The following is a 13,092-nucleotide window of genomic DNA, read 5'->3' as shown; positions in this document are numbered from 1 at the left end:
CGGCAACCGCATGACCTGCTGACGGGCCGTCACCCGGACGGGGTGTTCGGGCGGGACGTGAAGGGCGGGGCGTGGTCGGGTGGGGGTGTGCAGCTGCTTCCCGAGGCCGTTCGCCGGTTCGCCGCCTGGTGTGTTGTGCTGTTGCTGCTCGCCGGGGTCGGATACGTCGGGATCCGGCTGTGCGGGGAGCTCAAGACGGCCGTCACGCCGGTGCTGCTCGCGCTGCTGGGGACGGCGCTGCTCGGGCCGCTGTACCGGCGGCTGGTGAAGGCGCGGGTCAACCGGTCGGTGGCCGCCGGGCTCACCTGCGTCGCGGTGGTCGCCGTGGTCGGCGGGGCCGTGTACATCGTGGTCGCGGCGCTGATCGACACCGGCGACGAGATCGTCGCCTCGCTCAAGGACGCGGCGCACTCGCTCACCGAGCACTTCGGGGCCGCCGGGACCTCGCTGGACGACCTCGCCTCCAACGCCAAGGAACTGCTCACCAAGTTCGGCGGCACCGCGGCCTCCAACGTGATCAGCGGGGTCAGTGTGGTCGGCGAGGTCATCGCCATGGCCGTCCTCGCCCTGCTCCTGGTCTTCTTCTTCCTGCGCGACTCCCACCGCGCCGTCGGCACCCTGCGGTCCATCGCCCCGCGCGGCACCGCCGACCTCGTCGAGGCCATGGCGCGCCGGGCCTTCGAGGCCGTCGAGGGGTTCATGCGCGGGACCACGCTCATCGCGCTCATCGACGCCCTGTGCATCACCGTGGGCCTGCTCGTGCTCGACGTCCCCGGCGCCGTCGGCCTGGGCGCGCTGGTCTTCGTCGGCGCCTACATCCCCTACCTCGGCGCCTTCCTCTCCGGCGCCGTCGCCGTCCTGGTCGCGCTCGCCGACCGCGGCTTCGTGATCGCCCTGTGGGCCCTCGGTGTGGTGCTCGCCGTGCAGGTCCTGGAGGGGCATGTGCTCCAGCCGATGATCCAGAGCCGGACGGTCCAGATGCACCCGGCGGTGGTGATGCTGACGATCACCGCGGGCGCGTCCGTCGCCGGCATCCTCGGCATGCTGCTCGCCGTACCGCTGACGGCGGCCGCCTTCGGGGTCCTGCACGAACTGCGAACGCGCTACGGGGCGCCGCCTCAGGCGCCGGGGCCGGTGGAGTCGCCGGCGCCCTCGACCTCGTAGCCCTGGATCTCGTACCCCTCGGTGTCCTTCGGTTCGGGCTCGTGGAGTTCGAACCAGATGCTCTTGCCCTCGCCGCGCGGGTCCACGCCCCAGGTGTCGGCGAGGAGTTCGATGAGGACCAGGCCGCGGCCGGAGGAGGCCAGCTCGCCGGGGCGGCGCTTGTGCGGGAGGTCGTCGCTGGTGTCGGTGACCTCGATGCGCATCCGGCGCCCGTCGGTCTCGTCGCGCACCTCGGCCAGCAGCAGCGCGTCGGCGTCGGTGTGCACGAGGACGTTGGTGAGCATCTCGGACAGCAGCAGGACCGCCGAGTCGATCTGGTCCTGCGAGGTCCAGTCGTGCAGCAGCTCGCGCAGCTGCTGCCGGGCCACCGCCACCCGTTCCGGCTCCGCCTGGGCGACCGACATCATGGTCCGCCGGACCGTCGGCGCCAGCCCGGTCGGTGTGTCCTTGGCGTCGGCGGTGCCCGGGCGGGACAGCAGCAGCACCGCTATGTCGTCCTCACGGCGGTCGGCGAGCGGGCCGGTGGTGTGGTGGGAGGAGGGCCCGTGCACGCCCTGCACCAGGGCGTCGGCCAGCTCCTCGAGGCCGCCCTCGTGCTCTTCGAGGATCGTACGGATCCGCTGCCAGCCCGTGTCCAGGTCGTGGCCGCCGGTCTCGATCAGGCCGTCCGTGCAGATCAGCATGGTCTCGCCGGGTTCGAGGGTGATCCGGGTGGTCGGGTAGTCGGCGTCCGGGTCGATGCCGAGCGGCAGCCCGCCCGCCGTCGGCCGGGCCAGCACCGTGCCGTCCGCCATCCGGATCGCCGGGTCCGGGTGGCCGGCCCGCGCGATGTCCAGGGTGCCGGTGGCCGGGTCGGCCTCGATGTACAGGCAGGTCGCGAAGCGCAGGTCGGAGGCGTCCTCGGGGGAGCCGTAGGTCATCCCGTGCAGGAAGCGGGAGGCGCGGGAGAGCACCGCGTCGGGGCGGTGTCCCTCGGAGGCGTAGGCGCGCAGGGCGATCCGCAGCTGGCCCATCAGACCGGCCGCCCGTACGTCGTGACCCTGGACGTCGCCGATGACCAGGGCGATCCGGCCGCCGCCCGCGGTGTTGCCGGGCAGCGGGATCATGTCGTACCAGTCGCCGCCGACCTGGAGGCCGCCGCCGGTGGGCACATAGCGGGCGGCGACGTTCATGCCCGGTATTCGGGGGCCCAGGGTCGGCAGCATGGAGCGCTGGAGGCCGTCGGTGAGAGCGCGCTCGCTCTCCTCGACGCCGGCCCGGGAGAGTGCCTGGGCGAGCATGCGGGCGATGGTGGTCAGGACCGAGCGCTCGTCGGGGGTGAAGGCGACGGGATACGCGAAGGACGCCATCCAGGCCCCCATCGTGCGGCCCGCCACCGTCAGCGGCAGATACGCCCAGGACTCGCGGCCGAGGTGCTCGATCAGCTGCCACATGACCGGATAGCGGGCCTTGTAGTCGCCGGGCGACGAGAGGTAGACCGCGCGGCCGGTGCGGATCACCTCGGCGGCCGGATAGTCCGCGTTCAGGGACATCGGGGAGAACGGGTCCTCGTCGCCGGGCTGGTAGCCGTGCAGGCCGATGATCGACAGGCGGTCGCCCGCCACCTCGAAGACCGCGAGCCCGTCCGGGGAGAAGCCCGGCATCGACAGGCCCGCCGCGACCCGCAGCACCTCCGCCGTCGACCGCGCCTCGGCCAGCGCCCGGCCCGCGTCCAGCAGGAACGCCTCCCGGGAGCGCCGCCAGTCGCCCGTGACGGCGCTGCGCCCCGCGGGGCTGCCCGGGGTCGGCTCGGTGACCTCCTGGAGGGTGCCGATCAGCTGGAACGCTTCCTGCGCGGGGTCGTACGACGGCTTGGAGCGGGAGCGGACGACGCGGATCACCCGGCCGTGCTCGTCCATGACCCGGACCCGCACCTCGGCGAGGGTGCCCTCGGCGACGGCGAGACCGACGATGCCGGCGATCTCGTTCCAGTCGACGGGGTGCAGCCGGGACCGGATCTGGGCCTCCGTGAGGGTGGCCGCCTTCGCGGGCAGCCCCAGCAGACGGGCGGCCTCGGCGTCCACCGTGACCGCCTCCGTGGCGGTGTCCCAGGACCACAGGCCGGTCGCGAGGGCGGCCAGAACCTCCCCCACGGCGGGCAGAGGCTCACCAGTGCGCATTGCCCCACTTTAAGAAAAGGTGATCGATGAGTGCCACTGATCGGGGTGTGAGAAGTGTTCCGGGCCCTGAATGGTGGGGAGCCGATCTTGGGGTCCCCGGTAGGCTGGGCCGAGTGTTTCACGTGAAACACCCCGACTGGCACAGACTCCGATTCGCGAAGACTGGATGAACGACGATGCATCGGTACAGGTCCCACACCTGCGGCGAGCTCCGCGCCTCTGACGTCGGCACCGACGTCCGGCTGAGCGGCTGGCTGCACAATCGGCGCGACCTGGGCGGCATCCTCTTCATCGATCTGCGCGATCACTACGGCATCACGCAGCTCGTCGCCCGCCCGGGCACGCCCGCCTACGAGGCGCTGGACAAGGTCACCAAGGAGTCGACGGTCCGCGTCGACGGCAAGGTGGTCTCCCGCGGCACGGACAACGTGAACGCGGATCTGCCGACCGGTGAGGTCGAGGTCGAGGTCGGCGAGGTCGAGCTGCTCGGCGCGGCCGCGCCGCTGCCCTTCACGATCAACACCGAGGACGGGGTCAACGAGGAGCGGCGCCTGGAGTACCGCTTCCTGGACCTGCGCCGCGAGCGCATGCACCGCAACATCATGCTGCGCTCCTCGGTGATCGCCGCGATCCGCTCGAAGATGGTCGCGCTCGGCTTCAACGAGATGGCGACGCCGATCCTGTCCGCGACCTCCCCCGAGGGCGCCCGTGACTTCGTCGTCCCGTCCCGGCTGAACCCGGGCAAGTTCTACGCCCTGCCGCAGGCGCCGCAGCAGTTCAAGCAGCTGCTGATGATCTCGGGCTTCGACCGCTACTTCCAGATCGCGCCCTGTTTCCGTGACGAGGACGCCCGCGCGGACCGTTCGCCGGGCGAGTTCTACCAGCTCGACGTGGAGATGAGCTTCGTCGAGCAGGAGGACGTGTTCCGTCCGATCGAGCAGCTCATGACCGAGCTGTTCACGGAGTTCGGCGGCGGCCAGGAGGTCACCTCCCCCTTCCCGCGCATCCCGTTCCGCGAGTCGATGCTCAAGTACGGCTCCGACAAGCCGGACCTGCGCGCCAAGCTCGAACTCACCGACATCACCGACATCTTCGAGGGCTCGGAGTTCAAGGCCTTCGCCGGCAAGCACGTGCGGGCGCTCGCGGTGCCGGACGTCTCGGCGCAGCCCCGCAAGTTCTTCGACCAGCTCGGCGACTACGCGGTCACGCTCGGCGCGAAGGGCCTGGCCTGGGTCCGCGTGACCGACGACGGCTCGCTGACCGGCCCGATCGCGAAGTTCCTGACCGAGGAGAACATCGCCGAACTGACCAAGCGCCTGTCGCTGGCCGCCGGTCACGCCGTCTTCTTCGGCGCGGGCGAGTTCGACGAGGTCTCCAAGATCATGGGCGCGGTCCGGGTCGAGGCCGCCAAGCGCGCCGGGCACTTCGAGGAGGGCGTCTTCCGGTTCTGCTGGATCGTCGACTTCCCGATGTACGAGAAGGACGAGGAGACCGGCGCGATCGACTTCTCGCACAACCCCTTCTCCATGCCGCAGGGCGGTCTCGAGGCCCTGGAGACGCAGGACCCGCTGGACATCCTGGGCTGGCAGTACGACATCGTCTGCAACGGCGTCGAGCTGTCCTCCGGCGCGATCCGCAACCACGAGCCCGACATCATGCTCAAGGCGTTCGAGATCGCGGGCTACGACCGGGACACCGTCGAGGACAAGTTCGCCGGCATGCTGCGCGCGTTCCGCTTCGGCGCCCCGCCGCACGGCGGCATCGCCCCCGGCGTCGACCGGATCGTGATGCTGCTGGCCGACGAGCCGAACATCCGCGAGACCATCTCCTTCCCGCTCAACGGCAACGCCCAGGACCTGATGATGGGCGCTCCGACGGAGCTGGAGGAGGCCCGCCTGAAGGAGCTGCACCTCCAGGTGCGCAAGCCGCAGGCGAAGTGACACCAGCGGTCCGAGCGGTGGTGACACAAGCACGCTGAGCGGTACCGAAGGGCTCGAAACCGGCGTCGGTTTCGAGCCCTTTCGCTTGGGCACCGCGATTCACAGCTCTTTCAGATGTTCCTGCCGAGTAGCTCACGCCTACGTTCGCTGACCATGACGGACACTCAAACACCCGAAGACAGAGGGACGTTGGCCCGCCGCACGGTCTTGGTGGCCGGCGGTGTCGCGGTGACCGCGGCCGGTGCGGGCACCGCCCTCGCCACCGGCGCATCCGCCCAGGAGGGTGGCCCGAAACAGAGCGCCCCGAAGCCGGGCGCCCCGGAGGACACCTGCTACACGCTGACCTCCGAGCTGGTCGAGGGGCCGTACTACATCGACGCCGACAAGATCCGCCGGGATGTCACGGAGGACCAGGAGGGCGTCCCGCTCGCCCTCCAGCTCAAAGTGATCGACGCGGACACGTGCAAGCCGGTCCGCAACGCGGCCGTGGACATCTGGCACTGCAACGCCACGGGCGTGTACTCCGGCTACGAGGACATGGGCAGCGGCGGCGGGGGCGGCGGCCCGACGGGCCCTCCGCCCACGGATGCCCCCACCGGCCCTCCCCCGGGCGGTGGCGGCGGCCACCAGGAGCCGACCGACGACGAGCGCTACCTGCGCGGCACCTGGCGCACCGACCGGCACGGCGAGGTCACCTTCCGGACCGTCTTCCCCGGCTGGTACCAGGGCCGTTGCGTCCACATCCATGTGAAGGTCCACGTGGACGGCACCTGGACCGACGCCGGCTACGAGGGCGGGCACGCCTGCCACACGGGCCAGCTGTTCTTCGACGAGCCGTCGGTCCTGCTGTCGGCCGAGGTGGAGCCGTACGCGAGCAACACCACTACGCGCGTCACCCTCGACGAGGACTCCATCTACCCGGACAACGGACACGCGGGCGGCCTGCTCTACCTCAAGTACGACCGCAGGCACTTCGCCCGGGGCGTCCACGGCCGCCTGACCCTGGAAGTGGCGACGGACGAGACGCACGACGGCTGAGCTACGCGAGCCGAGGGCGCCCGGGAACCTGGCAGTGAGGTTCCGGGCGCCCTCGGGACGTGAGCAGGGACGCGTCAGTCGTTGCCGACCGGGGTCTTGCCCGGCGCCGTGGCCGGCGCCCTGTGAGTACGGCGGCGCAGGGCCGGGCCGAGGCGGACCAGGACCCGCCGGTCGATGCCGGTGACCCGGCGCTCCACCGCGCCCAGGCGCTTGGTGGCGGCGGCCAGTTCCTTGCGCAGGGCGTCGAGCTGGCGGGCGGTCTCGCTCGCGCGCTTCTCGGCGGCGGCGAGCCTGCCGCGCAGTTCCTTGTTCTCCTTGGCCTGCTTGGCGGCCCGTTCGCCGGACCTGGTGTCGGCCGCGGTGATGCGCTCGCGCAGGCTGCTGATGCGGTAGCGCAGCTGGCCGTCGTCCCCGCCGTCCCAGACCGGCATCGACGCGGGCAGGTCGAGGGCGGCCATGCGGGCGTCGAAGGCGGCGCCGCCGTCGCCGTGGCTGTAGGTGTTCTCCAGGTCGTTGCGGTCGAGGAAGGCGATGATGCGCTCGAAGCGCTCGCCGTGGCCCTTGAGCATCGCGGAGAAGTCGGCCTCGTCGTACAGGTCCCGCGGGTCGGTGTCGGCGGTCAGTTCGGTGAGCGGGCGGTGCGGGATGTCGAAGTAGCGGCAGAGTTCGAGGGTGCGCGAGTCGTGGGTGAGGACGACGCTCGGGGTGCCGGCCAGCAGGGCCGCGACATTGCCGTGGATGCGGGTGCCGTAGGCGAAGTCGTACGCGCGCAGTTCGTCGATCCAGGTCGCCGGGTCCAGCGGCATGCGGACCTTGTTCTCCTGGAGGAGGGCGTGGCTGAGCTGGAGCGGGAAGGCGTCCTCGTGGCCGGACTCGGGGGTGGTGTCGCCCCACATCAGCAGTTCCGCGTCGGCGGTGTTCTGCGCGTAGTACATGAGGTCGGGGTAGCGCTCCCACGCGGTGCGGGCGATGCCCGCGATGTCGCCGACGGGGATCGCGTCCGGCGAGAGGTTCAGGGCGATGCGGGAGTCGGAGGTGAGCTCCGAGGCCCGTATCTCGGGGAAGGTCGCGCCGTACAGGAACATCGACGGGCAGCCGATGATGTCCACGTCGTGGAAACCGAGGTCGCGCAGGTAGCCGGCGGTCAGTTCGCCGCGGACGCCGATGGAGGCGGAGCGCTCCAGGACGGCGCGGGCGAAGCGGCGCACGGAGTCGGCCATCGGCCGCAGCCACTCGGTGTCGTAGTCCGCGGGCGCCTGGGCGCCGACGCCGAACACCACGACCGGGATGGTGAGTTGCTCGATCAGCGTCGACAGCCGGTCGAGGGAGCCCTTGAAGGCGGGGCGGAAGGCGTTGGCGAGCGGGACGACGAAGACGTCGTACTGCTCGTTGATCTCGGCGGCGCGGCGGGCCGAGATGTCGGTCCTGATGCCGTTCGACGTCACCTCGGTGTCCGGGGTCGTCAGCATCTTGTGCGCGGAGTCGCTGAAGATGAGATTGCCCGTGTTCGTCCCGATCAGGTCCTGCTGGATGAACTCCGCCGGAGTGGCGACACGGAAGGGGCTCTTGCCGGAGCGGATCAGGATGCGTTTCACGAACGGAACCCTATAGCGAGGTAAATGTGTAGTGAAGGGAGCGTAAGAGATCGATCAGTGTGACAAGAGGCAACCTTTTTCGATCGTGTGACCACTGGTGAGTCGGAAGGTCCCTTCGCGGGAGCTTCACGTCGAGCATGGCTGTCTTCGCACCACGTAAGGACTCATCCGTGGCCTCTGCTTCCCACCGTCGGTCCCTTCGCGCGCGCCGCGTCGTCGTCGTCTCTGCTGCGGCCGTGGTCGCCGTCGGGGGTGCCGGTGTCGTCGTGCTGAACGCGAACGCCGGTACGACCGTCGACCTCTATCACCGGACGCTCGCCGCCAAGGACGGCTGGGCGTCGTCCGGGACCGGCACGACCGGTGGTGCGAAGGCGGACGCCGCGCACACCTTCACCGTCTCCACGCGTGCGCAGCTGGTGAAGGCGCTCGGCTCGGTGTCCGACACGACACCGCGGATCATCAAGGTCAAGGGCACGATCGACGCCAACACCGACGCCGCAGGCAAGAAGCTGACCTGCGCCGACTACGCGTCGGGCACCGGGTATGCGCTGACCGCCTATCTGAAGGCGTACGACCCCGCCACCTACGGGCGTTCCAAGCTGCCCTCCGGCACGCAGGAGAAGGCGCGGGCCGCGGCCCAGGACAGACAGGCCAAGAACGTCGTCCTCAAGGTGCCGGCCAACACCAGCATCGTCGGCGTCCCGGGCACCAAGGCCGGCATCACCGGCGGCATGCTCCAGATCCAGAACGTCGACAACGTCATCGTCCGCAACCTCACCTTCGCCGCCACCGAGGACTGCTTCCCGCAGTGGGACCCGACGGACGGCGACGCCGGCAACTGGAACTCGGAGTACGACTCCGTCACCCTGCGTGGGGCGACCCATGTCTGGGCGGACCACAACACGTTCACCGACGCGGCCCACTTCGACAGTGCCAACCCCACGTACTACGGCCGCGAGTACCAGATCCACGACGGCGCCCTGGACATCACCAAGGGCTCCGACCTCGTCACCGTCGAGCGCAACCGGTTCACCGACCACGACAAGACGATGCTGATCGGCAGCAGTGACACCGACAGCACCGGCAAGCTGCGCGTCTCCATCCACCACAACGTGTGGAAGGGCATCGTCCAGCGCGCTCCGCTGGCCCGCCTCGGCCAGATCCACCTCTACAACAACGTCTACGACACGACCGAGGTGAACGGCTACGCGCCGCAGTACAGCATCAACTCCCGTGCCAAGGCGCAGGTCGTGGCCCAGAACAACTACTGGAAGGTGCCGGCCGGCGGAAAGATCGCCAAGCTGCTGAGCGGCGACGGCACCGGCTCGGTCGCGGGCTCCGGGAACCTCGTCAACGGCACGGCGACGGACCTGGTCGCCGCGTACAACGCCGCCGCGTCGAAGAAGATCAAGACGTCCGTGAACTGGACGCCGACGCTCACGGCGGGACTTGAGACGTCGGCGAAGAACCTGCTCACGGAGCTGGCGTCGACGACGGGGGCGGGCGTGCTGTCGTAGGACGGCTTCGGCTGTCGGGACGGCTCCCAGAACAGGCGTGAGGCCCCGGGATGTTCACGGGCCCGGGGCCTCACGCCGCAATACGGTCACACCAATACGTCGTTACGCGGGCTCGCCGCCGAAGCGCTCCTTGTAGTTCTCCAGGTCCTCGTCCGTGAGCTTGGCGAAGAGGACCGGGGGGACCGTGAAGGGGGTGCCGGTGGGGACCGAGTCGAGGGCGCGGGCCTGGTCGGGGGTGACCCAGGTCGCCGTGTCCTCGGCGAGGGCGAACGCCTGGCGCATGGCCTTCGACGACGTCGGGATGAGGGGTTCCGAGACCACCGCGTAGAGGTGGATCAGGTTCATCGCCGTACGGAGGGTGAGGGCCGCCGCGTCCTTGTCGGTCTTGATCTCCAGCCAGGGGGCCTTCTCCTCCAGGTAGGAGTTGCCGGCCGACCACAGGGCGCGCAGTGCTGCCGCGGCCTTGCGGAACTGGAGGGCCTCCAGCTGGGACTCGTACTCCGCGAGGAGCTCCGCGATCTGTTCGCCGAGCTTCGTCTCCGCCGCGCCCGCCGCCGCGCCCGCCGGGACCTCGTCGCCGAAGCGCTTCTTCGAGAACGACAGGACGCGGTTCACGAAGTTGCCGAGGGTGTCGGCGAGGTCCTTGTTCACCGTCGCCGTGAAGTGCTCCCAGGTGAAGGACGAGTCGTCCGACTCGGGGGCGTTGGCGATCAGGAAGTACCGCCAGTAGTCCGCCGGGAGGATGTCCAGGGCCTGGTCGGTGAAGACACCGCGCTTCTGGCTCGTGGAGAACTTTCCGCCGTAGTACGTCAGCCAGTTGAAGGCCTTGACGTAGTCGACCATCTTCCAGGGCTCGCGGATGCCGAGCTCCGTGGCCGGGAACATCACCGTGTGGAACGGGACGTTGTCCTTCGCCATGAACTCCGTGTACCGGACCGGGTTCTCGCCGGCGTCGGACTCGTACCACCACGCCTTCCAGTCGCGGTTCTCCGGGTCCTGGTCCGACCACTCCTTCGTCGCGCCGATGTACTCGATCGGGGCGTCGAACCAGACGTAGAAGACCTTGCCCTCCGCGGCCAGCTCCGGCCAGGTGTCCGCCGGGACGGGGACGCCCCAGTCCAGGTCACGGGTGATCGCGCGGTCGTGCAGGCCCTCGGTGAGCCACTTGCGGGCGATGGAGGACGCCAGCTGCGGCCATTCCTCCTCGTGCGCCGCGACCCACTCCTCGACCTCGTTCTGGAGCTTCGACTGGAGGAGGAAGAGGTGCTTGGTCTCGCGGACCTCCAGGTCGGTGGAGCCGGAGATCGCGGACCGGGGGTTGATGAGGTCCGTCGGGTCGAGCACGCGGGTGCAGTTCTCGCACTGGTCGCCGCGGGCCTTGTCGTAGCCGCAGTGCGGGCAGGTGCCCTCGACGTAGCGGTCCGGGAGGAAACGGCCGTCGGTGGGCGAGTACACCTGGCGGATCGCGCGCTCTTCGATGAAGCCGTTCTCGTTCAGGCGGCGGGCGAAGTGCTGCGTGATCTCCCTGTTCTGCGGGGAGGAGCTGCGGCCGAAGTAGTCGAAGTCCAGCGCGAAGCCGTCGTAGATCGCCTTCTGCGCGTCGTGCGCCTGCGCGCAGAACTCGGCTACGGGGATGCCCTGCTCCTTCGCGGCCAGTTCGGCCGGGGTGCCGTGCTCGTCCGTCGCGCAGATGTAGAGCACGTCGTGGCCGCGCTGGCGCAGGTAACGGGAGTAGACGTCCGCCGGGAGCATGGACCCCACCATGTTGCCCAGGTGCTTGATCCCGTTGATGTACGGAAGGGCGCTGGTGATGAGGTGTCGAGCCATCGGGGGCTGCTCCCAGGTCGCGGTTTCTGCAAGGTGTTCTGCAGGTGTGAACCTTGAAATCGTAGCCGACATGTGTATGCCGTCCGCCTCCCGTTTTATTGGGTGAGAAGCGGACGGCACGGGGTGCGACGGGGTGGAGCGCGGACTTACGGGCGCCAGTCGATCAGGACGCCGTCGTAGAGTTCCGCGTCCGTGAGTTCCAGGGGGGTCGGGCCCGCGTGGAAGAAGGCCGTGTTGGCGGTCTTCAGCTTGCGGAGGTAGTCGAAGGCCTTGTTGTCGTGGTCGCCGAACGCGACGAACGAGAAGAACACGGAGGCGTGCGACTTCGCGGCGTCCGTCAGGGACTGGGTCGCCGGGGTCTTCGCGTCCGGGGCGCCGTCCGTCTGGAAGACGACCAGGGCGGGGGTGCCGGGGGTGGCGTTCTTGTCGTAGTGCGCGAGTACGGCTTCGACGGCGGCGTGGTAGCTGGTGCGGCCCATGCGGCCGAGGCCGGCGTGGGTCTCGTCGATCGCGTTCTCGGGGGAGGCGGCGGTGAGGTCTGTGGTGCCGTCCACTTCCGTGGAGAAGAAGACGACGTGGACGGTGGGGGTTTCTGCGGGGTCCAGGTGGGTCGCCAGGGCGAGGGTCTGGTCGGCGAGGGCCTGGGCGGAGCCGTCCTTGTAGTACGGGCGCATGCTCGCGGAGCGGTCCAGGACGAGGTAGAGCTTGGCCTGGGTGCCGGTGAGGTTGGCCTTGGCGAGGGCGGTCCCTACGGGGTCTGTGGGGGCGGGGACCTCGGCCTCGGCTTCGCCTTCGGCCTCGATGATGTTCCCACCCGCACCACCCGTGCTGCTTTCGTCGTCGAGTGCGGGTGGCCCCTGTGGGGCTTCCTCGACATCGGCGGCCGCGGGCTCGGGGGTGGCGGCGAGTTCGGGGGTGGTGGCGGGCTCGGGGGCCGCGGCAGGTTCGGGGGTCGCGGGAGCGGTCGGTTCGACGACCTCCGCGGCTACCGGTTCGGCGACCTCTTCGGCTACCGGTTCGGCGACTGCCGTGGCCGCGGGCTCGGAAGCGGTGGCTTCGGGAGCGGCGGCATCGGTCGGTTCGGCGACTGCCGCAGGCTCGGGAGCGGCGGGCTCGGAAGTGGCGGCATCGGCCGGTTCGGCGACTGCGGCTGCTTCCGGTTCGTCGACAGTGGTCGCGGCCGGGTCCACCGTCGGTTCCGGTTCCACCGTCGGCTCGGGAGTCTCCGCCGCGGGCTCCTCCTCCGTCGGCGGCACGAGCACGATGACCGCCTCGGCGGTGATCACTTCCTCTTCCGTGACCGAGGTCTCGGCAAGGACGACCAGCGGTTCGGCCTCCGCGGCCACCGGCTCCTCGGCCACCGGCTCCGTCACCACCGGCTTCGCCGGAGGCTCCTCGGCGGTGACCTCTTCTTCTTCCTCTTCGGCGATCAGCGTCTCGGCGGGCACGACGACCACGACCGGTTCCGCTTCCGCCTCCGGCGTCGGTTCCTCGGTGACCGGGGCCTCGACGACCCGCTCCCCCTCCACCGGCGAAGCCGGCTTCGGGACGGCGACCTTGTCGAAGGCCGCTGCCACCAGGTCGTGCTCGTCGGAAGAGGACTGTGACTGTGCGGGGACCGTCGGCTGCGGAGCGGGGGACGGCTCGGTCGATGTGACCGGCGTCTCCTCCGTCCGCTGCGAAGGGGTTCGGTCCGCACCCTCTGCTTCGGCGGCACGCCCCTTGCGTGACCTGCCGAACGCGTTCCGCAGGAGAGTGAGAATGCCCATGTGCGCAACCCTTCGCGTGAGTTGAAGCCCGTCAATCCCTGGCCAGGACGGACACGTAAGGTTAGCGGCCCCAGGCGGTGATC

General features: G+C 69.9%; 8 protein-coding genes. 4 read left to right on the top strand and 4 right to left on the bottom strand.

Translation table 11 applies throughout. The features are described from left to right. The first annotated feature begins 87 nt into the window (after positions 1–87). Positions 88–1,164 (top strand): AI-2E family transporter, encoded by a 1,077-nt coding sequence (locus tag ACWD5F_RS18550; protein ID WP_451255552.1) that lies wholly within the window; start codon positions 88–90, stop codon positions 1,162–1,164. On the opposite strand, the gene ACWD5F_RS18545 is transcribed toward ACWD5F_RS18550, so the two are convergent. Further along, positions 1,119–3,323, bottom strand: a complete 2,205-nt coding sequence (locus ACWD5F_RS18545) for a SpoIIE family protein phosphatase (RefSeq protein WP_451255551.1) — start codon at positions 3,321–3,323, stop codon at positions 1,119–1,121. The two genes, ACWD5F_RS18550 and ACWD5F_RS18545, sit on opposite strands and share 46 nt — an antisense overlap. A gap of 176 nt (positions 3,324–3,499) precedes the next feature. Between ACWD5F_RS18545 and aspS the strand changes: the two genes are divergently transcribed. Both aspS and ACWD5F_RS18535 read left to right on the top strand, forming a co-directional pair. Further along, positions 3,500–5,263, top strand: a complete 1,764-nt coding sequence (aspS, locus tag ACWD5F_RS18540) for an aspartate--tRNA ligase (protein ID WP_451255549.1) — start codon at positions 3,500–3,502, stop codon at positions 5,261–5,263. 153 nt (positions 5,264–5,416) lie between these two features. Beyond that, positions 5,417–6,301 carry an intradiol ring-cleavage dioxygenase gene (locus ACWD5F_RS18535; protein ID WP_451255547.1) on the top strand — a complete coding sequence of 295 codons (885 nt, stop codon included), beginning with the start codon at positions 5,417–5,419 and terminating at the stop codon, positions 6,299–6,301. A 74-nt stretch (positions 6,302–6,375) separates the two neighbouring features. Here the strand turns inward: ACWD5F_RS18535 and ACWD5F_RS18530 are convergent, their stop codons facing one another. Continuing rightward, positions 6,376–7,896: a polysaccharide pyruvyl transferase family protein gene (locus tag ACWD5F_RS18530; RefSeq protein WP_451255545.1), complete on the bottom strand. Its 1,521-nt coding sequence runs from the start codon at positions 7,894–7,896 to the stop codon at positions 6,376–6,378. A 170-nt stretch (positions 7,897–8,066) separates the two neighbouring features. On the opposite strand from ACWD5F_RS18530, the gene ACWD5F_RS18525 reads away from it, so the two are divergent. Beyond that, the gene (locus tag ACWD5F_RS18525) at positions 8,067–9,413 is read left to right on the top strand and encodes a pectate lyase family protein (protein WP_451255543.1); all 1,347 of its coding nucleotides are present in this window, start codon (positions 8,067–8,069) and stop codon (positions 9,411–9,413) included. 102 nt (positions 9,414–9,515) lie between these two features. Here the strand turns inward: ACWD5F_RS18525 and metG are convergent, their stop codons facing one another. Together metG and ACWD5F_RS18515 are read right to left on the bottom strand one after the other, a co-directional pair. Then, positions 9,516–11,240 carry a methionine--tRNA ligase gene (gene metG / locus ACWD5F_RS18520; RefSeq protein WP_451255541.1) on the bottom strand — a complete coding sequence of 575 codons (1,725 nt, stop codon included), beginning with the start codon at positions 11,238–11,240 and terminating at the stop codon, positions 9,516–9,518. 146 nt (positions 11,241–11,386) lie between these two features. Continuing rightward, on the bottom strand, positions 11,387–13,009 hold the full coding sequence (locus tag ACWD5F_RS18515) for a VWA domain-containing protein (RefSeq protein WP_451255539.1): 1,623 nt from the start codon (positions 13,007–13,009) through the stop codon (positions 11,387–11,389). Between the last annotated feature and the right edge of the window lie 83 nt (positions 13,010–13,092).

It is taken from the genome of Streptomyces sp. NPDC002499 (assembly GCF_053595415.1).
The sequence above is the reverse complement of the archived record's forward strand: the minus strand, read 5'-3'. Positions and strand labels throughout refer to the sequence as shown.

Bases quoted from the DNA above. Each gene is read 5' to 3' on its own strand.
- ACWD5F_RS18545 (WP_451255551.1), bottom strand. From the start codon at position 3,323: ATGCGCACTGGTGAGCCTCTGCCCGCCGTGGGGGAGGTTCTGGCCGCC.
- aspS (WP_451255549.1), top strand. From the start codon at position 3,500: ATGCATCGGTACAGGTCCCACACCTGCGGCGAGCTCCGCGCCTCTGAC.
- ACWD5F_RS18535 (WP_451255547.1), top strand. From the start codon at position 5,417: ATGACGGACACTCAAACACCCGAAGACAGAGGGACGTTGGCCCGCCGC.
- metG (WP_451255541.1), bottom strand. From the start codon at position 11,240: ATGGCTCGACACCTCATCACCAGCGCCCTTCCGTACATCAACGGGATC.
- ACWD5F_RS18515 (WP_451255539.1), bottom strand. From the start codon at position 13,009: ATGGGCATTCTCACTCTCCTGCGGAACGCGTTCGGCAGGTCACGCAAG.